Annotated in this window: 20 protein-coding genes and 2 tRNA genes; 10 read left to right on the top strand and 12 right to left on the bottom strand. The window is 48.4% G+C overall.

The annotated features are described in order from the left end of the window. Window positions 1-21 precede the first annotated feature (21 nt). From QZ323_RS02055 to ribD, 4 genes are all read right to left on the bottom strand, one after another. Window positions 22-756: an isoprenyl transferase gene (locus QZ323_RS02055; protein ID WP_294632417.1), complete on the bottom strand. Its 735-nt coding sequence runs from the start codon at window positions 754-756 to the stop codon at window positions 22-24. Between the two features lie 5 nt (window positions 757-761). Continuing rightward, window positions 762-1457 carry a DUF6089 family protein gene (locus QZ323_RS02050; protein WP_294632416.1) on the bottom strand — a complete coding sequence of 232 codons (696 nt, stop codon included), beginning with the start codon at window positions 1455-1457 and terminating at the stop codon, window positions 762-764. Window positions 1458-1515: 58 nt separating this feature from the next. After that, window positions 1516-2853, bottom strand: coding sequence for a DUF6242 domain-containing protein (locus QZ323_RS02045; protein WP_363174826.1), 1338 nt, complete (start codon window positions 2851-2853; stop codon window positions 1516-1518). A 281-nt stretch (window positions 2854-3134) separates the two neighbouring features. Beyond that, complete coding sequence (gene ribD, locus QZ323_RS02040; RefSeq protein WP_294632413.1) at window positions 3135-4172, bottom strand: bifunctional diaminohydroxyphosphoribosylaminopyrimidine deaminase/5-amino-6-(5-phosphoribosylamino)uracil reductase RibD; 1038 nt, start codon at window positions 4170-4172, stop codon at window positions 3135-3137. Between the two features lie 55 nt (window positions 4173-4227). On the opposite strand from ribD, the gene prmC reads away from it, so the two are divergent. The 10 genes from prmC (at window position 4228) to QZ323_RS01990 (ending at window position 10684) form a co-directional block, all read left to right on the top strand. Beyond that, complete coding sequence (gene prmC, locus QZ323_RS02035) at window positions 4228-5064, top strand: peptide chain release factor N(5)-glutamine methyltransferase (protein ID WP_294632411.1); 837 nt, start codon at window positions 4228-4230, stop codon at window positions 5062-5064. Then, the gene (locus tag QZ323_RS02030) at window positions 5061-5540 is read left to right on the top strand and encodes a regulatory protein RecX (protein ID WP_294632408.1); all 480 of its coding nucleotides are present in this window, start codon (window positions 5061-5063) and stop codon (window positions 5538-5540) included. The genes prmC and QZ323_RS02030 overlap by 4 nt, the downstream gene beginning before the upstream one ends. 79 nt (window positions 5541-5619) lie before the next feature. Continuing rightward, window positions 5620-6258 (top strand): orotate phosphoribosyltransferase, encoded by a 639-nt coding sequence (pyrE, locus tag QZ323_RS02025; protein ID WP_294632406.1) that lies wholly within the window; start codon window positions 5620-5622, stop codon window positions 6256-6258. A gap of 105 nt (window positions 6259-6363) precedes the next feature. After that, window positions 6364-6777 carry an SRPBCC family protein gene (locus QZ323_RS02020; RefSeq protein ID WP_294632404.1) on the top strand — a complete coding sequence of 138 codons (414 nt, stop codon included), beginning with the start codon at window positions 6364-6366 and terminating at the stop codon, window positions 6775-6777. A gap of 18 nt (window positions 6778-6795) precedes the next feature. Continuing rightward, entirely contained in the window at window positions 6796-8136 is a 1341-nt protein-coding gene (gene argH / locus QZ323_RS02015) for an argininosuccinate lyase (protein ID WP_294632403.1), read from the top strand. A 15-nt stretch (window positions 8137-8151) separates the two neighbouring features. Next, entirely contained in the window at window positions 8152-8601 is a 450-nt protein-coding gene (locus tag QZ323_RS02010) for a hypothetical protein (protein ID WP_294632401.1), read from the top strand. 206 nt (window positions 8602-8807) lie between these two features. Next, window positions 8808-8880: transfer RNA gene (locus QZ323_RS02005), tRNA-Gly, on the top strand. 15 nt (window positions 8881-8895) lie between these two features. Next, window positions 8896-8979: transfer RNA gene (locus QZ323_RS02000), tRNA-Leu, on the top strand. A gap of 599 nt (window positions 8980-9578) precedes the next feature. Further along, a complete protein-coding gene (locus QZ323_RS01995) occupies window positions 9579-10220 on the top strand; it encodes a hypothetical protein (RefSeq protein WP_294632399.1) in 642 nt (213 codons plus the stop codon). Between the two features lie 5 nt (window positions 10221-10225). After that, complete coding sequence (locus QZ323_RS01990; protein ID WP_294632398.1) at window positions 10226-10684, top strand: hypothetical protein; 459 nt, start codon at window positions 10226-10228, stop codon at window positions 10682-10684. 232 nt (window positions 10685-10916) lie between these two features. On the opposite strand, the gene QZ323_RS01985 is transcribed toward QZ323_RS01990, so the two are convergent. The 8 genes from QZ323_RS01985 to leuS all read right to left on the bottom strand — a co-directional run bounded on the left by QZ323_RS01985 (window position 10917) and on the right by leuS (window position 22677). Continuing rightward, window positions 10917-12572, bottom strand: coding sequence for an AMP-binding protein (locus QZ323_RS01985; protein ID WP_294632397.1), 1656 nt, complete (start codon window positions 12570-12572; stop codon window positions 10917-10919). 11 nt (window positions 12573-12583) lie between these two features. Continuing rightward, the gene (locus QZ323_RS01980) at window positions 12584-13138 is read right to left on the bottom strand and encodes a cupin domain-containing protein (protein WP_294632396.1); all 555 of its coding nucleotides are present in this window, start codon (window positions 13136-13138) and stop codon (window positions 12584-12586) included. A 121-nt stretch (window positions 13139-13259) separates the two neighbouring features. Further along, window positions 13260-14033 (bottom strand): pyrroline-5-carboxylate reductase, encoded by a 774-nt coding sequence (gene proC, locus QZ323_RS01975; protein ID WP_294632395.1) that lies wholly within the window; start codon window positions 14031-14033, stop codon window positions 13260-13262. 217 nt (window positions 14034-14250) lie between these two features. After that, a complete protein-coding gene (gene sulP, locus QZ323_RS01970; protein ID WP_294632394.1) occupies window positions 14251-15930 on the bottom strand; it encodes a sulfate permease in 1680 nt (559 codons plus the stop codon). A 191-nt stretch (window positions 15931-16121) separates the two neighbouring features. Beyond that, window positions 16122-18152, bottom strand: coding sequence for a two-component regulator propeller domain-containing protein (locus QZ323_RS01965; RefSeq protein WP_294632392.1), 2031 nt, complete (start codon window positions 18150-18152; stop codon window positions 16122-16124). Between the two features lie 65 nt (window positions 18153-18217). After that, window positions 18218-18802 (bottom strand): non-canonical purine NTP diphosphatase, encoded by a 585-nt coding sequence (locus QZ323_RS01960; RefSeq protein ID WP_294632390.1) that lies wholly within the window; start codon window positions 18800-18802, stop codon window positions 18218-18220. Window positions 18803-18817: 15 nt separating this feature from the next. Next, window positions 18818-19720 (bottom strand): YitT family protein, encoded by a 903-nt coding sequence (locus tag QZ323_RS01955; RefSeq protein WP_294632389.1) that lies wholly within the window; start codon window positions 19718-19720, stop codon window positions 18818-18820. An 89-nt stretch (window positions 19721-19809) separates the two neighbouring features. Continuing rightward, on the bottom strand, window positions 19810-22677 hold the full coding sequence (leuS, locus tag QZ323_RS01950) for a leucine--tRNA ligase (protein ID WP_294632388.1): 2868 nt from the start codon (window positions 22675-22677) through the stop codon (window positions 19810-19812). Window positions 22678-22704: the final 27 nt, after the last annotated feature.

Here is a 22704-nt window from a genome sequence, read left to right as displayed (position 1 = left end):
TTTTGATTAAATATGTTTGCTTTAACTGATTTGTTCACTGGTTTTGCCGAATCTGCGTTCCCGTTTCTGGTAGTCACAGATGGCTTTGCAAAGTTCCTCTTCCCGAAAGTCAGGCCAGTAGGTCTCGCAGAAATAGAGTTCGGAATAGGCGCACTGCCACAGCAGATAGTTGCTCAGACGGATTTCTCCGCCGGTGCGTATCAGCAAGTCCGGATCAGGCATGAAACGGGTCGTCATGTGCGTCGAGATCAAATTGCTGTCAATCGCTTCGGGTGTCAGTTCGCCTTTCTGTACCGAAGTGGCGATTTGTCGGACGGCTTCCGTGATTTCCCAACGTGAGGAGTAGCTGAGTGCAAGCACCAGACACATGCCTGTGTTTCGGGAGGTGTTTCTCACACAGTTGTATAGGCGCTCCTGCACGTTTGCCGGCAGTTTGTCTATGTCTCCGATAATTCGGAAACTGATATTGTTCTTCATAAAAGTCTCTTCTTCGATCGAATCGAAGAGAAGGCTCATCAATGCTGCCACTTCATCCGAAGGACGATTCCAGTTTTCGGTAGAGAACGTATATAGAGTCAAGAATTTCACTCCCAGCTTGGCGGCTTCTTCGGCAATGACATGCACGGTCTCCGCACCGGCTTGGTGTCCGTAGCTCCGCTCGTGTCCGCGTTGCTTCGCCCACCGTCCGTTGCCATCCATGATGATTGCCACATGCTGGGGTATCCGGCTCAAATCAAGTTGTTCTTTATATTGCATCTTCTTTAGTTGTTACAATCCTTGCATCTTGGGAAGAGGTCGTAGGTTATGAAGAAGACGGCAAATGTATAACTGTCTTTGTTCTTCCAACCTTTTCCTTTTATCTGGTACGAGTCTTCCAGTTGCAAGCCGTCCCGGCGGGTGACGTCCAACCGGTCGCTGAGGCTGAATCGCATAGTGAACTCGCATCCTATATTGGTGCGTGGCGATGCTTTGTACTTCACGCCCACCCCTATGGGGAGATTCATGGTAAAAACAGCCTTAGCGGGCTTTGGAGCAAATGTAAATCCCAGTCCACCTAATATATAAGGTGTAAACCGGCGGTCGCCCCGGTAGGTATTCCCGATACCATATCCCAAAAAGTTATATTCAAACTGTGCTCCTAAATCGAAGAGAGTCCGCTTGAAGGCGGCGTGTTCTCCGTAGGGATACACATTCTTGAAATCTCTTGTGTCGCCGGATATCCTGCCGGCTGTCAGGTTGCCTTTGATTGCCATGTGAGGATTCAGCAGATAGCGGGCTATCACTCCTCCTGCCAATCCTGTGTTCTTGAACGGGACACTGTTGTTGGCGTCTCCCATATAGAAACTTCCTCCAATGACACCTCCCAGTTCCCACGTATATTCTTCCTGTGCCGCAATGTGGCAGAAGGGGAACATGAGCAGGCAAAACACTATCTTTATTTCTTGGGCTACAGTCATACCGTTTTCTTTTTATTACTCTTTGTCATAGTAAAGAAACGGAGATCTGACTGTTTTATTATTGCTTCTGAAATCCCAACCTGTTCAGACGTCCGCGCCAAACGGTACCATCTTCGCTCCATACGATCCAGATGTAATGGTTGGCATCAATGGCCAGGGTATAGTCGCCTTTGTCCTTGAACCAGTTGATGTATTCAATGGTGTCTTCTTTATCTTCATCTTCGCCGTCTTCTTCTTCATCTTCATTCGGAATTATGACTTTCTCGCCCGGATAGAGGAACTTGTCTGGTGATTCATTCCAAGTAATACCGTCGCTCGAAGAACGGATGATGTCGAACTTGCCACCCATTATGTGGAACAGACCGCCGTAATACATGATAGACGGGTTTTCCATTGCGGGGCAGGCCAAACTTGACGGGGTACTCATATCCACCCAGTTCAGTCCGTCCATCGTGAACCAGGCTACTGTCTTCTCGGTCGCTTTTTTTGCGTTTCCTACAATCACGGTCTGTTTGATGCCGCTTGCATTGGTGAAGACTGTGGAATATATCTTTTGCGAGGGGAAGTCGGCAGGAACCTCTTTTTCGCTTTTTCTCCAGATGGTTTCATCGGAACTCTTCACGCAAAAGTAGTTGCGTCCGTTTTCCGTACAGATGCCGGCAAGTATGTTCGGGCTTCCGATGATGTTGTCTTCCGGAATGCCTGTAATGAATGTTGCCATTTGTATACCTTGCATGTCTATTTCCTGCCAATCGACGCCGTTATCGGAACAGAAGGCCTTCCCTTCGTCGTTGGTTACGAACAATTGGCCGTCGAATTTAACGATGGAATTCAGTTTCGCGTCTTCCGGAAGTCCGTTAATGTGGACCTCGTCCCAGCGGAAACCGGCGGAAACTGTTAGAGAATGGCGGTAGGCGGTAGTGGAGGAGGTGTATATCCATAATTCATCTTCCAGTACGATTGCCTTTAATTTGTCAGGGGAGGGGAGTACGGGCAGTGAGGGTTGCTGCTCCCACAACAGTGAATCCGGATCCTGCTTGTGGACATTCACTTTGATGAGGTATTCGCGCATTGTCGTTCCGTCTGCTGCATGGACTTTCAGCTTGATGGGCGCTCTCAGATCGACGGAATCGTTCATGTTGAACAGAGTGTCATTGACGCCGGAGGTGACCCATCCGATTACGTCCAAGGTGTCAATCAGGATTCTGTCGATGATGGTATCGGCCCCTACGGGCAGTGAGTCTACGTTGTAGATTTCTCCTTTCAGCTGGTCGATGGTGAATTTATAATAGATGCCTTTTCCGATGGAGTCGATGCCAAAAGCGCGTATCGTTGCGTCGGAGCTGTATTCATAGTTGGTGTCTGAGTCAAGGCACGAACTTATGGCTACTGACATAAGAAGAAAACTCAGGATTACGGATAAAAACTTTATTCTCATTTTCTAAAGACAGTGTTTAATTGGTTAAGTGTCGGATCAGGTTCCTCTATCATACTCCTTGCCATACAGTTTATTCCGGCAAGTCAGAAGAATTGAATCCGAAACTTTGATTATTTACAAGTTGCAAAAATAGGAACATTTTTTTCTATAATAAGCATTGTGGGGAAGTTTTATATAAAATTATAGATAAAACGGTATTTCTTTTCTATAAAAAGCATACTGAAATGAGGTACTACAGGTTATTTCCCCGCAGTATAATGCCGTATGTTCCTTCCGAAATGCCGTTCGATGACATAACTGTTTTTATCCTTTATTTCGGGTGATTTAACACCGGAACGGAGTCGTATAGGGCTTTCTTCTACAAAGGCTTCGTCCCAAAGTCCGGCGTCGATGAAAGATTGCAGCAAAATGCTACCGCCTTCTACCAGCAAGGATTGGATGCTACGTTCGTATAGTGTTTGCATAATTTGAGGCAACAAGTCTTGGCTGAGGTCTGTAGGGATATATTCCAGATTGGGCGATGCAGGGTGGGGCTGTCCGGTGAAGACAAGCGTGGGCACACTACCGTCAAACAGTTGGAGCGTTGGAGACAGGCGTTGATTGAGGTCGATTGTGAGGCGGAGAGGCGACGTGCCATGCCAGTTGCGGACGGTCAGTGAGGGGTTGTCCAGTTCTGCCGTGCGAGTGCCTACAAGGATGGCGGCATGCTCCGCCCGCTTTTTGTGCACCAGCATGGAAGTCAGCGGGGTAGAAAAGAGTACAGGTGTACCGCCATCCCGCTGCAAGTCGATATAGCCATCCGCGGACTCCGCCCACTTCAGGGTGATATATGGGCGTCGCAGTTTATGAAAGGTGACGAACCGTCTGATCAGGTGGCGGCATTCATCCTCCAGCACACCGACAGTCACTTCGCGTCCGGCATCTTTCAACTTCCGGATACCCCGTCCGGCTACCTTGGAGAAAGGATCCTGACAGCCGATGATGATGCGGGGAATCTGTTTTTCGATGATGAGGTCCGCGCAAGGCGGCGTCTTCCCGTAATGGGAGCAGGGTTCCAGGCTGACATAGATTGTGGAGCGTTTCAGTAGTGAACTGTCTTTGACGGAACGGATAGCGTTTACTTCCGCATGCGCCTCGCCACAACGTACGTGGTAACCTTCACCGATAATCTTCCCGTCGCATACGATAACTGCCCCTACCATTGGGTTGGGGGCTGCATTGCAAAGCCCGTTGCGCGCCAACTGAATGCAGCGCCGCATGTATTTTTCTTTTTCCATCTGTGCTTCCATTTGCAGATATTTCTTACTTTTGCGCCCCAAAAGCGCCCGATTTATGAATATTTCCACTACGTACATCCGCCGGCAGCTGCAAGAATGTTATGCTCAGCAGGAAGCCGGCAACCTGTCCAAGATTGTCTGTTGCGAAATCTTCGGGCAGCGGGTCGTGGACTATTACCTGGGCAAAGATATAACTTTATCCGCAAAAGAGGAACAGGAATTGGAAAGCATTCTCGCCCGTCTGCGCAATTTCGAGCCGATACAGTATATCCAAGGCGAGGCACGCTTCTTGGGAAGGACATTCCATGTGGCTCCCGGCGTGCTTATCCCCCGGCAGGAAACGGAGGAACTGGTGGAGCTGATGCTGGAAGAAGTTCCTTCAGCAGCCCGTATATTGGACATCGGGACGGGTAGCGGCTGTATTGCCATTTCCCTGTCGAAGGAGTTGCCGGAAGCGCAGGTTACAGCCTGGGATGTATCGGAATACGCCCTTGCCATAGCCACTGCCAACGGTAAAGCCTTGCAGGCATCCGTCCGCTTCGAACAGCGCGACGTGCTGGCTGATGTTTCCGGCATGTCGGCATGCTACGAAGCCATAGTGAGCAATCCGCCCTACGTCACCGAGGCGGAAAAGGCGGACATGGAACGGAATGTACTGGACTGGGAACCTTCGTTGGCGCTGTTTGTGCCTGATTCGGATCCTTTGCGATTCTATCGCCGCATAGCTACCCTGGGACTCGACATGCTTGTATCCGGCGGGAAACTTTATTTTGAAATTAACCGTGCTTTTGGAGAAGAGACAGTAGCCCTATTGCGTAGCCTGGGCTATCGCACTGTCCGCCTTCAGAAGGATATTTCTCATAATGACAGATTTATAATAGCCGAAAAATGACAGATATGACCGAATCGGCAGCCCTGAATAAAGTGGCGGCCTATTGTTCGACGGCAGAACATTGCCGTGCCGAGGTGGCAGACAAACTGCAACGCTGGGGATTGCCCTACGATACGATTGAACATATCCTGAGACGCTTGGAGGACGAGCGGTACATCGACGAGGAACGCTTTTGCCGTGCCTTTGTCAATGACAAGTTTCGCTTTGCCAAGTGGGGGAAAGTGAAGATAGCACAAGCGCTCCAGTTGAAGAAAGTGTCCTACGACGTATGCCGCCGTTGTCTGGACGAGATAGACGAGGAAGAATACCAGTCCGTTCTGGCCGCCCTGTTGCAGTCGAAACGGAAAAGCGTCCATGCTGAAAATGAGTTTGAACTGAACGGCAAACTGATTCGCTTTGCGCTGAGCCGGGGCTTCGAAATGGAGGATATTCGCCGCAGCATACAGCTTGCCGGCGAAAATGAAGATTTTGAATAAAAATCTTTTTGTTCTTTCTTTTATTTTCGTTCAGTTTTCGTATTTTTGTGCCATATTTACTATAACAGTTGATTTGGTTATGAAAACTTTAGAAAAACTATTCGCAGAGAAGTTGCTGAAGATAAAAGCGATTAAACTACAACCGGCAAATCCTTTCACTTGGGCTTCCGGCTGGAAATCTCCATTTTACTGTGATAACCGCAAGACACTTTCCTATCCTTCTTTGCGTAATTTTGTAAAGATTGAAATCACTCGCTTGATATTGGAACGCTTCGGACAAGTAGATGCGATAGCCGGCGTAGCAACGGGTGCCATCCCTCAGGGAGCTTTGGTGGCCGATGCACTGAACTTGCCGTTTGTGTACGTACGCTCTACCCCGAAAGATCACGGATTGGAGAATCTGATTGAGGGTGAACTTCGTCCGGGCATGAAAGTAGTGGTTGTTGAAGATTTGATTTCTACAGGTGGAAGTAGCCTGAAAGCAGTAGAAGCCATCCGTCGCGACGGATGCGAGGTAATCGGTATGGTAGCTGCCTATACCTACGGTTTCCCGGTTGCTGAGAAAGCCTTCAAGGAAGCCAAAGTGCCATTGGTGACGCTGACTAACTATGAAGCCGTTCTGGAGGTGGCACTCCGCACAGGATACATTGAAGAAGGTGATGTCAAGACGCTGAACGAATGGCGTAAAGACCCTGCACATTGGGATGCCGGAAAATAAGAACATTTCATACTGTAAGATATTTGATATAGTGGAAGGACCATTCGGATAGTTGCTGTCCGAATAGTCCTTTTCGTCTTTTTATAGAATATAGAATACTGGAATATGACGAAATTTGAAAGTGGCGTGAAGATGATACCTGCTCCGCAGGAACTCGTTTATGAGAAGTTGGCAGATCTGAACAACCTGGAAAAAATCAAGGGAAGATTGCCGGAAGACAAAGTGAAAAATCTGAGTTTTGACACGGACAGCCTGTCGATAGAGGTGGCTCCCGTTGGCAAGATAACATTGAACATTATAGAGAGGGAACCGTGTAAATGCATTAAGTTTGCTACCACCACTTCTCCGCTACCGTTCAATTTGTGGATACAGATTGTCGCCACATCGCAGTCGGAATGCAAGATTAAGCTGACTATCGGCATGGAACTGAATCCTTTCATGAAGGGCATGGTGCAAAAGCCTTTGCAGGAAGCTTTGGAAAAGATGGCTGACATGCTCTCCATCATACCTTATCAATAACCGTAAACTACAGAACAAATGGCTCAGAAACTTTGGGAGAAATCCGTTCAAGTGAATAAAGATATAGAACGTTTCACGGTGGGACGCGACCGCGAGATGGATCTTTATCTGGCGAAGCATGATGTATTGGGCTCTATGGCACACATCACCATGCTCGAAAGTATCGGTCTGCTGGCGAAAGACGAACTGGCGCTTTTGCTCGAAGAACTGAAAAGTATCTATGCGACTGCCGAGAAGGGAGAGTTCGTGATAGAAGAAGGAGTGGAAGACGTACACTCGCAGGTGGAGTTGATGTTGACGCGCAAGCTGGGCGATGTAGGTAAGAAGATACATAGCGGCCGTTCGCGCAACGACCAGGTTCTGCTCGATCTGAAGCTGTTCACTCGTGCGCGGATCAGGGAAATCGCTGAAGCGGTGGAGCAGTTATTTCATGTGCTGATAGCCCAGAGCGAACGTTGTAAAGATGTCCTGATGCCGGGCTATACTCATTTGCAGATAGCCATGCCTTCCTCTTTCGGACTGTGGTTTGGCGCATACGCCGAAAGTTTGGTGGACGACATGCTTTTCTTGCAGGCTGCATTCAGGATGTGCAACCGCAATCCGTTGGGTTCGGCGGCGGGATACGGTTCTTCCTTCCCGTTGAACCGCACGATGACTACCCGTCTGTTAGGGTTCGATTCCATGAATTACAATGTGGTGTATGCACAGATGGGGCGCGGTAAGATGGAGCGTAACGTTGCCTTTGCTATGGCAAGCATTGCTGGTACCATCTCCAAACTGGCCTTCGACGCTTGCATGTTCAATAGCCAGAACTTCGGGTTTGTCAAACTGCCGGACGATTGTACGACGGGTTCTAGCATCATGCCCCATAAGAAGAATCCGGATGTCTTCGAACTGACACGTGCCAAGTGCAATAAATTGCAATCCTTGCCGCAACAGATCATGATGATAGCCAATAATCTACCTTCCGGATACTTCCGCGATTTGCAGATCATAAAGGAGGTCTTCCTTCCTGCCTTCCAGGAGCTGGAAGATTGCTTGCAGATGACAACCTACATCATGAACGAGATCAAGGTGAACGAACACATTCTCGACGACGACCGGTATCTGCCCATTTTCAGTGTAGAAGAGGTGAACCGTTTGGCGCGCGAGGGAATGCCCTTCCGCGATGCCTACAAGAAGGTCGGTCTGGACATTGAAGCGGGCAACTTCTCTCATGACAAGCAGGTGCATCACACTCATGAAGGAAGCATCGGCAATCTTTGCAATGAAGAGATCAGCGCACTGATGCAGGAAGTGGTGGATGGCTTCAACTTTCATGGAATGGAAGAGGCCGAGAGATGTTTGCTTGGCAGATAAACCATGTGCTGCCGTATGCGGAAATTCAGTATAATTGTAGGGATGCTTTGGCTGTGTGTTGCCGGTTGTGGCGATTCGTATGAGTCGAGTATCCCTTCTGTTTCTTTTCATTTCTCATGCAGCCTTTCGCAGCATCCGTATTATAAGATTACGACTCCCGGTCAGTTCCTGAAGGTGGAGAAGAACGTAAACGGTTTGCCGGTGGGTTATGCGGGGCTGATTATCGGGCAGAGTATTTTTTCCGACGGGAATACATATGTCGCGTTTGATGCCGCCTGTCCGGTAGAAGCCCAGCGGAATGTTTCGGTGGAGTTGGCGGACGACGGGTTAGGAACGGCTGTATGTCCGAAGTGTCATACCAAGTATGACCTGAGCAATGGAGGCTTTCCTACTGGAACGGGTATGGAGTACTTGAAACATTATTCGGTTTCTATTTCAGGTTCCACCTTGCAGGTTCGTAACTGAAAGGTGGTTGTTTCTTCTTTCCGCTTTTTCCCGTTTCTCTTTGCTTTCTATTCATTTTCTTTTTGTATTCTTCTCATTTTCTTCCCATTTCTTTTTTCTTCTCTTCCAATGTCTCTTCTCTCTTCATTTATCATCACTTTTTCTGTATGAAAATTTGGCAGTAAAAGGGAAAGTCGTTATCTTTGCACCCGTTCTACAAATATCCTGCGGAAATAGCTCAGTTGGTAGAGCATAACCTTGCCAAGGTTAGGGTCGCGAGTTCGAGTCTCGTTTTCCGCTCTTTTGCCATAGGATGCTCGAATGGTGGAATGGTAGACACGAAGGACTTAAAATCCTTTGGCCATTGCGGCTGTGCGGGTTCAAGTCCCGCTTCGAGTACGTTAAGGGACGAATCGTGTTTCCCACGGTTCGTCTCTTTTTCTTTTTATCCCCGTTATCTATTGGATATGAATACTTTAGGAGAAAGAGTGGGTTTACTCTTTTAGGTTCAATATTGTGTCCTGCGAAACAGATTATTTTTGTCTCATGGAACGGCTGATTTATCTCACGAGACAACTATTTTTGTCCCATGAGACGAATAAAACCGTCTCACGAGATAAATTTTTTCGTCTCATGAGATGAATTTTTTCATCCCACGAGGCGATTTTTTTATCTCGTGAGATGATTTTTATCAGATACAGTTCATGATACTGCTTATCATCATTTTCTCTTCTTCTGTCCATGATTCGGCAATCAGAATGGGTAAGGATTACAAAGGTATGACGGGCGATGTGTTTGCTGAGTTTACGTTTTCTTTTCTATAGCATTGTGCCAAGTGGTGATGGTTGTGAATATCACTTATTCTTTCAGGCCTTGCTGAATCTTTTCGTATGGTTATTCTGCTGATTTGTATGCAAATGTTTATAACTTTTCTCTCCTTGTTATGCAGTATTTTCTGCTTTTTTGCATTTACTAAGAAATACTAAACTTAATTTGTTATGAGGTACTTACATTGTTTTCTTTGGGGGATGTTGACGGCCATCTCCCTGCATGCTCAGAATGCAGGCGATAAGAAATCTTTTTTATCTGTTCATGCCGGACCGTCGTGGTATTTGGGAGAACTGATGGGAATCACTGACAGGTCGGATGCCTACCGGAGTGATCTGCGCAAAGGAGTGGCCTGGGATGCCAGTTGCCTGACGTTTTCCAGCGGAACATTGAGATTCGGAGGGGGAGTCTTGTATCAGGGGAGTTCCTACAAGAACACACACGAGAATGGTGCAGATAAGATTCAGGAGCACTACATCGCTCCGCAGATTGCTTTGGCAATGGTGAAGAAACATTACTCCCTTCAACTGTCCGGCGGAGCGGGCTATCAGTTCTATAAGGATCGAAGCAAGGTATACGACAAACCCCGGAAGGTGTCGATGAATAAGCTGGCGGGCAATTTTGCCTTTTCAGGAGAATATTTTCTGAATGGGAACTGGGGAATATCGGGACGTTTGAATTGGGTGATATCCGATTCGGAAGCCTATTCAGTGAAGTATCACGGTGAAACGTGGAATGTGAAGAATGCGAAAGACGGTACCGGCTATTTCGGTCAGCTCTCTTTGCTTTTTGGTTTAAACTATCATTTTTGAAGACTATGAAGAAGTTATTGTTTCTGTTTCTGCTGGTGTTTTGCTGCGCCTGCGAGGAAGACAAGTCGGTAGATCCGACACTGATGCCCGAAGCTACAACGTCGGGGCAAAATACATTAGGTTGTTTGATAGATGGTTGGCTGTATGTATCCGGTCGATATGGAAGGCCGGAAGTCTATGTCCATGATGATGAAGAAGATGGCAATCACTACGTTACAGTTGTTGCCAAGGTAGGCGTATTCAATGTCTTGGAATTTACGCTTGTGAATCCGCGGCAAGGGGCTTCCTGTTCTTACATCAAAGCAGCACTGGATTCCGATAAACTGAAAGACGGAGAGACTTATATCACCCGCATGAATGGAAGTATCATCAGCGGAACTTTCAGCGGGGAAGATCTAAAGGAAGGACGTTTCGACTTGAGGTACGATGGCGATTCCGAAGGTAGCGGAGAGGTGATCTATTGAAGTGTTGAATAATAGTAGATAGAATTCTGAATAGTACACAGAAATGCCGAACAGTACACAGAAATACCGGATAACACACGAATGACACAGAACAAACAGATATTCACAAACTGTTATCCTCCGATTGGTAAGAGGTATAAACCTATGGTCGTCTGTCCCTTCTGTGTCATTCTATGCACATTCCCTATATACGTCGTACCTCCATTATGAATAATGGAGCATCCGCTTGCTTTTATTTCTTATCGTTTTCGCGTATTTCCACGCGGCGGATCTTGCCACTGATGGTCTTGGGCAATTCGTCAACAAACTCGATGACGCGCGGATACTTGTAAGGAGCTGTCACCTTCTTCACATGGTTCTGCAGCTCTTTGATAAGCTCCTCGCCTTCCTTCCCCTTATACTCCTTGGCAAGCACGATAGTCGCTTTCACTACCTGACCACGGATTTCGTCGGGTACGCCGGTGATGGCACACTCCACTACGGCAGGATGAGTCATCAACGCGCTTTCCACTTCGAACGGGCCGATGCGGTAGCCGCTACTCTTGATGACGTCGTCGGCACGTCCCACGAACCAGAGATAGCCGTCTTCATCTTTCCAAGCTACGTCTCCGGTGTAGTAGATGCCGTTGTGCCATGCTTCGCGCGTACGGGCGGCATCTCGATAATACTCCTTGAACAAGCCTAACGGTTTCCCCTTGTCGGTACGGATGACAATCTGTCCCTGTTCTCCGGCTTCTACCGAGCGGCCGTCGTTGTCTATCAGGTCTACGTCATATTGCGGGTTGGGAAGTCCCATGCTGCCCGGTTTCGGTTCCATCCAAGGCATGGTAGCGATGGTCAGGGTGGTTTCGGTCTGTCCGAAGCCCTCCATCAGCTTGATGCCGGTCAGTTTCTTGAAGGTCTCAAATACGGTGGGATTCAGGGCTTCTCCGGCGATGGTGCAGTATTGCAGGGACGAGAGGTCGTACTTCGTCAGGTCTTCGTGTATAAGGAAACGGAAGATGGTGGGGGGAGCGCAGAGCGAAGTCACGTGATGTTCCTGTATCTTCTCCAGAATGGCGGCGGGAGTGAACTTCTCGTGGTCGTAGACAAAGATGTTCGCGCCGGCAAACCATTGACCGTAGAGCTTTCCCCATACGGCTTTTCCCCAGCCGGTATCGGCAATGGTGAGGTGCAGGCTGTTTTCTTTCAGGTTGTGCCAGAAGCAACCGGTGGCGATGTGTCCCAGCGGGTAGGTGAAGTCGTGGGCTACCATCTTGGGTTGACCTGTGGTTCCGCTGGTGAAGTACATCAGTGAGATGTCGTCGTTCGTGTTCGGGTGTTCCGGTTTCACGAAGGTGGCAGCGTTCTCGATGCCGTCGTGAAAGTTGTCGAAACCTTCGGGCACTTCGGGACCTACACTGACCAGCCGTTTCACGCTGGGCGATTCAGGCATGGCGGCGATGATGTGGTCGGTGATTACGTTTTCTCCCGCGCATACAATCATCTTGATGTCTGCGGCGTTGCAGCGATAGACGATGTCCTTCTTGGTCAGCAGGTGCGTGGCGGGGATGACGACTGCGCCAAGCTTATGCAGGGCAATGATGCTGAACCAGAACTCTACGCGGCGTTTCAAGATCAGCATCACCATGTCTCCGCGTCCGATGCCGAGGCTTTGGAAGTAGGCTGCCGTCTTGTCGCTGTAGCGCTTCATGTCGGCGAAGGTGTATTGGCGCGCTTCTCCTTTGTCGTTGGTCCACAGCAGGGCATGCTTGTCGGGTTGTTCTGCTGCCCAGGCATCCACTACGTCATAACCGAAGTTGAAGTTCTCCGGTACGTTTATTTTCAGGTTCTTGATGAAATCCTCTTGCGAAGAGAAAGAGGTTTGCGATAAAAATCTTTCTACCATTGGTTTTCGAGTTACATTATTGTTGCCAGGAAACGTACCGTTTTTCCATCCAGAGCCTTCATGCCGTGCGGCAGCTTGGCGTTGAAGTAGATGCTGTCCCCTTCACTAAGTATAAGTTCTTTTCCATTGATGTTGAACATCATGCGACCTTCGAGCACGAGGTTGAACTCTTGTCCGGCATGGCTGTTGTAGTGTATCGGTTCGTCGTCCGTTTTGGGTTCTACGGTTACGATGAACGGGTCTACGGTACGGTTGATGAATCCTGAGGCAAGAGATTCGTATTTGTATGCCTTGGTGCGTTCTATACTTACTCCTTTTCCGGCGCGGGTCAGGAAGTAGCTGCTCATTTTGGGTTCCTCGCCAAACATGAGTGCATCGAGTGACACTCCATACCGGCGTGCGACTTTCTGCAACATGCTGACAGAGATGTCAAACTCGCCGGTTTCTGCCAGGCGGTAGTCTTCGGCAGAGATGTCGCATTCGCGTGCGATGTCTTCTGCTGTCAGTTCCAGTACATCGCGAAGGCCTCGAAGGCGTTCTGCTATTTGCTTGATTTGTTCGTCCATGATTATAATTGTATAGTTAGAAAAAATACTTGTCGGTTTCTGCCGGATGAAGAGTCTGCGGTCTGTCGGAGGGAACTTCCGTGTGGAGTGGCTTCCGGTGGCGGAGTGTCCGGCGGAGTGGTCATACGCTTTTCTTTATGGCATTGATGATTGCCGAACTGTAGCCGGCATGTTCCAGTTCGTTGATGCCCTTGATGGTGATGCCTCCGGGCGTACATACTTTGTCTATCTCTACGCTGGGATGCGTGTTGTTGTTCAGTATCAGTTGGGCGGCTCCTTTCATGGTTTGTGCCACCATGCGCATGCTGTCGTGCGGAGTAAGACCTGTTTCGATGCCGGCTTGCATGGCTGCCTGTATGTATTTCAGCACGTATGCGATGCCGCAGGAGGTCAGGGCGGTGGCGGCGGCAAACTTCTCTTCGGGGAGGAGCATGGAGATGCCCATTTGATTGAAGACATCCTGCATCAATTGTTCTTGTTCCTTGGTGGCATTGCGGCTGGCGATGAGGGTCATGCTCTCCATTTCGCTGATTGCCGTATTGGGGATGATGCGGAACATGGTCATCTCTTTTTCGGCGACGCTTTGTGCCAGTTCTTCAAAGGAGATACCTGCGGCAACGGATATCAGGATCTGTTTGCTTTTCAGTTTCAGTTCGCGCAGCACGGATTTGATGAGCCAAGGTTTGACGGCAAGTATGACGAGAGCGGCACCGTTGACGGCTTCCTGATTGTCGTGAGTAGTATGCAAGGCGGGAAATTCGGCTGCCAGTGCATCCAGTTTGCCTTGCGAAGGATTAGAAATGGTGATGTCGCTGGCGGGAATGATACTTCCTTTTGCCAATCCACGGGCGATGGAGCCGCCCATGTTTCCTGCTCCAATGATTGCTGTCTTCATTATCATTCTGTGATTAAGAGGGTTGATGATGGGCAAAGGTAGCTATTTTTTGCCTATATAGAGAGGGAACGGGTGTTTTTTCTTTCTAAAGTAAAGGGATACTTTATTTCAAGGTAAGCAGATATGTAATCTAAGATAAGTAGATGTTTTCGGGAAAAATAAAGGGATACGCTGTTTTTGGCGCATCCCCTTGTCGTTGTGAAATCGGTCTGAGAGACTATTTCAAGAGTGCTTCTGCCCTTTCCAACGCCACGTTGATGTTGGGGCAGATGTTCTTTTCGCCCAGAAGTTCGTAGAAACCAGACTTCTGCAATGCGTTGTGTACTTTCTCGTTGACGCCGGAAAGCACGATGGACGTCTTTTCACGCTGCGCCATTTGACAGAGGTTGGTCAGGTTATGGATACCTGTAGAGTCGATGAAAGGTACTTTCCGCATACGGATGATGCGCACTTTGGGGCGGTCGCCCAGTCGGGACATGATCTCCTCGAACTTGGTGGCGATACCGAAGAAGTACGGACCGTTGATTTCATATACTTCCACACCTTTCGGAATAACCAGATTCTCTTCGTGTACGGTGATGTCCGACTCTGCGTTCGGATTGATTTCATCTTTGATAACAGAGATTTCGGTGGTCTCCATCACACGGCGCATAAAGAGCACGCAAGCGATGACCAGACCGACTTCGATGGCAATCGTCAGGTCGAAGATGACTGTCAGGAAGAACGTGATCAGCAGGACGCTGACGTCCGACTTCGGATTTCTCAGCAATGCCTTGAATGTCCGCCAGCCGCTCATGTTATAAGAGACGATGACCAATACGCCTGCCAGACATGCCATCGGGATGTATTGTGCCAAAGGCATGAGGAACAGCAGGATCAGCAGCAGTACTACTGCATGCACCATGCCGGCAACAGGAGTTTTTCCGCCATTGTTGATGTTTGCCATTGTACGTGCTATGGCACCCGTGGCAGGTATGCCGCCGAACAGAGGTGTCACCAGATTGGCAACTCCCTGTGCTATCAGTTCCGTATTAGAGTCGTGCTTGTCGCCTATCACACCGTCTGCCACCGTAGCAGAAAGCAACGATTCGATGGCTCCCAATACGGCAATCGTGATGGCTACAGGGAAGAGGTTCTTGACAGCCTCCCAGTTCAGGGCAGGCATGGCAGCATCAGGCAGTTCGGCTTTGATGCTGAAACGGTCGCCAATGGTGTCGATGCAATCGATGCCTCCGTACATCTTCATCAGATATACCGCCACGGTCACTACGATGATAGCAATCAGCGAACCGGGCACCTTCTTTGAGAACTTTGGCGTGATGGCAATAATGAAGATACTGACTATGCTGACAATCGTGTTCCACCAGTTGATCGTCTCGAAATGGTTGAAGTAGATGATCCATTTCCCTATGAAGTCACCCGGCACCTTCTCTCCTCCGAAGTCCAGACCAAAGATGTCGGCAATCTGTGTCGTGAAGATGGTGACGGCAATACCACTGGTGAACCCCACAATGATAGGATAGGGGATGAACTTGATGACAGCTCCCAACTTGAAGGCTCCCAGCAGGATGAGGATGACTCCCGCCATGAGCGTGGCGACAATCAGACCTGCCTCACCATATTGTTGGATGATGCCGAAGATGATAACGATAAAGGCTCCCGTCGGGCCTCCGATCTGTACCTTGCTGCCTCCTAACATGGAGATGATGAATCCGGCAATAATTGCCGTGATAATGCCTTTTTCCGGCGATACACCGGATGCGATACCGAACGCAATGGCAAGAGGAAGAGCTACGATGCCGACGATGATACCCGCCATCAGGTCTGCCATGAGCAATTCTTTAGAGTAGTTTTTCAAAGCTGTGTATAGCTTTGGTTTAAAATCGAACGCTTTCATTACTTTAAACTGAGTATATATATTTATTAAATGAGGCGCAAAATTACTTATTTTTTGTGAAATACGATGTATATGTGGTTATATAAATTCATTTCTGTCATTTTCGCAATGATGGTATAGGATGCGAAGAACAGGAGGAACAGGAATAAGAGGTATAAGAGGTATAAGAGGTTTGTATCGTAATATTCTCCTTATCTGACGAATGCTATTTTGGTAACTACCCCTTCTTTTCCATTCCTGTCTGCTGCAAGCACCATGTAAATGCCCGTAGACACTCGTTTCCCTTGCCTGTTTCTGCCGTCCCATGTGAATTGCCCGCCTAAAGAAGTACCTTGATGGATGAGATGTCCTGCGGCATCTACAATCTTCACATCACTGTCATAGACTAAACCGGTTACGGTGATCACCCCTCCATAGTCCGGTCTGACGGGGTTGGGGTAGGCATGGACGCTATTCTCTTCGAAACTGCTTGCAGCTTCCGTTGCGTCGCTTTGGTAAGAGACCAATCCTTTGCTGGTGCCAATGAAGACTTCGCCCGTGCGGGGATGTATGGCAATGGATTCGATGCTGTTGGAAAGCAACGGGCTGTTTTCTTCCGTAAAGTGATGGAATGTCTCCAATCCGTCTGCACTCAGCAGATAGATTCCATTGTTTGCCGTGCCTATCCATTTGCGGTTGGCACCGTCTACGGCAATGGCATTGATGGCTTCGTTCACCAATAGGAAGTCTGCCAGATTGCTTCCGTCGTTGCGAGGTATTTTAATCTGTGTGCAGTAGAAATTATCGTTGAAGTAGCGCGCAGGGTAGTTCAGTACCAAAGGCCCCTTATTGGTACCTATCCAGATGGCCCCTTCCTTATCTTCGGCAATGCAATAGACGGCAAGCTGCTCCAGAATCGTTCCATCCTGATTGGTGAACTGGGTGATGAACTTGTGCTGGTCGTCCGAAGTATCTTCTATTGTTCCGTTATAGTTCAGGCAGAATACCCCTCCCGATTCAATGCGTGAAGAAGTCGCCCATAACCAACCTCTTTTATCGAATATCGTACGTCCGAAGTTACTTCTCATCATCGCTTCCGGATAATGGAGGCTTACCCAGCTTCCGTCTCTCCTTAATACTTGTACCGGATTTCGGGAAACATCGCAACTCACCATCCAGAGGTTGTTCTCCTTATCGTAGATCAGTCCGTTTACGCGTACATAGTTATGCCTTACAGGCTCGTCGGGCAATGCGCTTTCGAGCGGAGAATTGTGCATGCTGTACCAGTTTACAAATTTTCCGTTCTTGAACTCATAGATGCCTTCGCCTGCCGATGCGGCAAAGTGATGCGTCTGGTCTTGCGGATCCTGTGCAAGGCAATTGATATCTTTATACCATTGGTTGGTTTGCTCGACGATGCCTTCTTCCTGGAAATTGTTCCAAATCTGCCCTTCGAATGTCATGAGTGTTCCAGGACGTAGGAGCCTGTTGGCGATGTGTCCTCCTCCGGCAATCAATAACCTTTCACCTGAGAAGTTCATGAAATAGGGATAATTTCGTATCGGACTGTTTGGGGTTATATTCTCCGGTACTTCTTCTTTAAAAGGGATATCCTTGTGGGCAGAAAGGAACTCGGACGTATCATCTGATATTTTCTTCCAATTGTCAGGGTCAAGCAGGTTGTCGGTCAGTGTTCCTGCAAACAAACCATCGGAAGTGGCGGCATAAAGCCTCCCGTCCGCAACGTTGCAGACCAGTACGTTCTTATTCAGTGCATAGTAATTGCTGATTTCCCGTTTTTTCAGATTGATGCACAGGATGCCCGATGCGGTGGACAGGTAGGCGGATTCCTTATGGAAGCAGACATGGTTGACGGATTTGTCTTGTGTCATGCTTTTGTTTTTGTAGTCAGGTAGGTTATAGACGTATTCTTCGTTCTCCAATAGATCGATATTGGCATTAGAGTAAACGATGACTAATATGCTATAGGCAGGCTGGTAGGCGATGTAAGATATATCCGTATCGCTCAACGATAGGGCTTTGGAGTAGATGTGTGTGCTGGTGTCTTCCTTGTCGTAGGCATACAATCCACCGTTGGCAAGGATGAAGAGTGTGTTTCCTGCCACTTCGCAGCGTGTAGGGTTGTGATAAGAAAGATAGGTCTGCCATTTTCCTATTGCATTTTGTGCATGGACAGGTAGAAGGGCAGCTAAGCAGAATAAGAGTAGGTATGTAAGTCTCATAAAAATCAGAGTTTATTAGCCTGTAAGCGATACGCCTACAAACTAATAACTCTGTATTTAGATGTTTATTGTATGCTGTTGAGGAATTTGCACAACTTGTTGGTCGCGATGGCGCGATGGCTGATTTTGTTTTTCAGCTCATTCCCCATTTCGGCAAAGGTCTGGGAGTAGCCTTCAGGAACAAATATCGGGTCATAACCGAAGCCGGAAGTACCCCGTTTGTTCTTGATGATTTCTCCTTTTACGATGCCTTCGAACAAGTGTTCCTTACCGTCGATGATCAGTGCGAATACAGTCCGGAACTGAGCCTTGCGGTTTTCTATCTCTTCCAGATTGTGCAGAAGTTTCAGCATATTCGCTTCCGAATCGTGTCCGCCTTCGGCATAGCGTGCGGAATATACCCCTGGAGCACCGCCTAAAGCTTCTACTTCCAGACCTGTGTCATCGGCAAAACAGTCCACCTGATAGTTCTCGAAAATGTATCGGGCCTTGATCAGGGCATTTCCTTCTAAGGTATCCGCCGTTTCGGGAATGTCGGTGTGACAGTTGATGTCTTTCAGGCTGAGGACTTCTATTCTGTTGCCTAAAATAGCTGTGACTTCTCCCAGCTTGTGTGCATTGTTTGTGGCAAATACAAATCTACATTTCATGATTGATACTATTTCTTATTTCACCTTCAATCTGTCGAATCCTTCCCCATACACGCCGATGACGGAACTCTGCGAGATGAATGCATTGGGATCAATGTCTTTCACCAAGCGGAAGATGTCGATTGACTGGCGCTTGTATGCCAGGACCACGAGTACTTTTACGCTATGCTTGCTATACCAACCGATGCCATCGAGCACAGTTACACCACGGTGCGTTTCTTTGGTTATACGGTCGGCAATCTTTTCATATTCCTTGGAAAAGATGAAAAACTGTACGGACTGGCGGGCACTGTTGACAATGTAATCAAGCACGAAACCAATGACAAACAAGGTCACAAAACCGAAAATCACCCGTCGCCAGTCATGGAAAATAAAGTAGCAGGAACTGATGATGACGACATCACAGAGCATGATCATACGCCCCAGAGTGACATCTTTATACTTGTTGATGATAGCAGCAATGATGTCCGTGCCTCCCGTACTTCCGTTGCAGTTGAAGACGATTCCCAATCCGGCACCACACATCGACGCGCCTATCAGGCAAGCCATAAAATCCTGCCCCTCTCCTAAAATAAGAGGCGGAACTCCATCCGAACCGTTTATCATCCATTGGAAGAATGCCAGCAGGAACGTCAGCATGATAATGGCGAAGGTGGTCTTGATGCTGAACTTAGGGCCCAGTAGCTTGATGGCGAATGTCATCAGCACGGCATTGATGATGAAATAGGAATACTGTATGGGAAACTTGGTGGTGTAGTAAATGATGGCACCGATACCTGTGGTTCCTCCGGTTGTTATCTGATAGGGAAGCAGAAAAGCCGCCCATCCTAAGGCGTAGCTGATAAGACCGACAGTGATGAAGATATAATCTCTCAACTCCCTGAGTACTTCAGCTTTGGTTGGTTTGGTAAATTGCATATCAATTAGCGATAAATAGCAAACTATGAACAACAAGCGGCAAAAGGATACTGAACGCTTCTTTGCCGCTTGCACGCTATAGCTTTAGCTTATTTGACAACGATGTTTACTATCTTTTTCGGTACGACGATTATCTTCACGACCGACTTGCCCTCTATCCATTTGGTGGAACGCTCGTCTGCCAATGCAGCGTTCTGAATGGCTTCCGATGTCTCATCCGCAGCGAACTCCATGTTGAAGCGTGCCTTCCCGTTGAAAGATATGGTGTAGTTCACCGTATTTTCCACAAGATACTCTTCATTGTATGCTGGCCATTGGGCATCGCAGACCGTAGTGGAATGTCCCAAAGTTTCCCATAGCTCTTCGCATACGTGCGGTGCGAAGGGTGCCAGTGTGACGATCAACTGCTCCAGAATCTCCTTCTTGAAGCATTTCAGTCCAGACAACTCGTTGACACAAATCATGAAAGCACTGACAGAAGTGTTGTAAGAGAACTGTTCGATATCTCCGCTCACTTTCTTGATGAGTTTGTGCAGGGACTTCAGTTCCTCTTTGCTTGCAGGTTCGTCCGTCACCAAATAGTTACCGCTGCGGTCGTAGAAGAGCGACCAGAATTTCCTGATGAAACGGTGTACACCGTCAATGCCGTTTGTATCCCAAGGTTTGGACTGTTCTACGGGACCAAGGAACATCTCATACATACGCAGCGTGTCGGCTCCATACTTTTCTACGATCATGTCCGGATTAACCACATTGAACATGGATTTACTCATCTTCTCCACTGCCCATCCGCAGACGTATCTACCGTTGTCAGAATTTGCTTCTTTCCCTTCGGGCGATTCGAGGATAAACTCTGCATCGGCATACTCGGGACGCCATGCCTTGAAGGCTTCCAGATCCAGGATATCGTTAGAGACAATGTTGACATCCACATGCAGAGGAGTCGTGTTATACTGTTCTTTCAGGTTTAGCGATACGAACTTGTTGGTGTCTTTGATGCGATAGACAAAGTTGCTTCGTCCCTGTATCATGCCTTGGTTGACCAATTTGCGGAAAGGTTCTTCTACGGCAGATACGCCTATGTCGTGCAGGAACTTATTCCAGAAGCGTGAGTAGATCAGGTGGCCGGTGGCATGTTCCGTACCGCCAACGTAGAGGTCTACATTCTTCCAGTATTCATCAATACGCTTGTCAATCAGAGCCTCGTGGTTGCGTGGATCCATGTAGCGCAGGTAGTAGGCGCTGGAACCGGCAAAGCCCGGCATGGTGTTAAGCTCCAAGGGGAATATTGTCTTGTGGTCTATCTTTTCGTTCTCTACTACACACTTGTTCACGGTATCCCAGGCCCATTTGGTTGCATGTCCCAAGGGTGGTTCTCCGGTTTCGGTAGGAAGGAACTTATCCACCTCCGGCAATTCGAGCGGCAGATAGGTGTCTTCAATCACGTAGGGCATTCCCTCTTTATAATATACGGGGAAAGGTTCGCCCCAGTAACGTTGGCGTGAGAAGATGGCATCGCGCAACCGGTAGTTCACCTTCACACGTCCGAGGTTATGTTCCTTTACATACTTCTTGGTGGCAGCAATAGCTTCCTTGATGGTCAGTCCGTTCAGTGTAAGGTCGCAATAAGGCTTGGCATCGGGACGCGGAGAGTTGCAGACGATACCCTCCTTGGCGTCGAAACTCTCTTCGCTGACGTCGCAACCTTCTACCAGCGGACGGATCTCCAGTCCGAAGTGCTTGGCAAAAGCGTAGTCGCGGCTATCGTGTGCAGGCACAGCCATAATAGCTCCTGTACCATATCCGGCAAGTACATAGTCACTGATCCAGATGGGCACAGCCTCGCCAGTGAATGGGTTGATGGCGTAACTGCCGGAGAACACTCCTGTGACACTGCGGTCGGCGATGCGTTCACGTTCCGTACGTTTCTTCGTACGTTCCAGATAGGCGTTCACTTCATCCTTTTGAGCCTCAGTGGTCAGTTGTGCCACCAACTCGCTTTCCGGTGCAAGTACCATGAACGTAACTCCGAACATTGTGTCTGCGCGAGTGGTGAAAATGGTGAACTCCAAATCGCTGTCTTTCACTTTGAACTGCACTTCGGCACCTTCGCTACGTCCTATCCAGTTCCGTTGGGTTTCTTTCAGAGAGTCTGTCCAGTCGATAATGTCCAGTCCGTCCAGCAACCGCTGTGCGTATGCCGAAACCCGGAGGCACCATTGGCGCATCTTCTTCTGCACAACCGGGAAACCGCCTCGTTCGCTGACGCCATCGATGACTTCATCGTTGGCAAGCACTGTACCCAACTGCGGGCACCAGTTCACCATGGTCTCTCCCAAGTAAGCGATACGGTAGTTCATCAGAATTTCCTGCTGTTCCTTTTCGCTTTTGGCATTCCATTCTTCGGCTGTGAAGCGGATCTCTTCGCTGCATGCGGCGTTCATACCCTCGTTACCCTGTTTTGGGAATGCATCTATCAACTCCTGAATGGGGCGTGCCTGCTTGGTGTCGTTGCAGTAGTAACTATTGAACATCTTGATGAACGCCCACTGTGTCCAATGATAATATTCGGGGTCGCAGGTGCGTATTTCGCGGTTCCAGTCGAACGAGAAACCGATTTTGTCCAGCTGTTCGCGATAGCGGTTTATGTTGTTTACGGTAGTGATGGCAGGATGTTGTCCCGTCTGTATGGCATACTGTTCGGCGGGAAGTCCATAAGCATCATATCCCATAGGATTCAGTACGTTGAAGCCTTGCAGTCGTTTGTAGCGAGCATAAATGTCGGAAGCGATGTAACCCAGCGGATGTCCTACGTGCAATCCGGCGCCTGAGGGGTAGGGGAACATATTCAGTACATAGTACTTTTGCTTCGTCTCATCTTCTTTCACTTGGTAGGTTTTCTCGTCCACCCACCTTTTCTGCCACTTCTTTTCAATTTCCCTGAAATTGTACTCCATAGTGTCTTTCTGTTTTTATGGTTGATA

The sequence above is a fragment of the uncultured Bacteroides sp. genome (assembly GCF_910585845.1).
Lineage (GTDB): Bacteria > Bacteroidota > Bacteroidia > Bacteroidales > Bacteroidaceae > Bacteroides.
The sequence above is the reverse complement of the archived record's forward strand: the minus strand, read 5'-3'. Positions and strand labels throughout refer to the sequence as shown.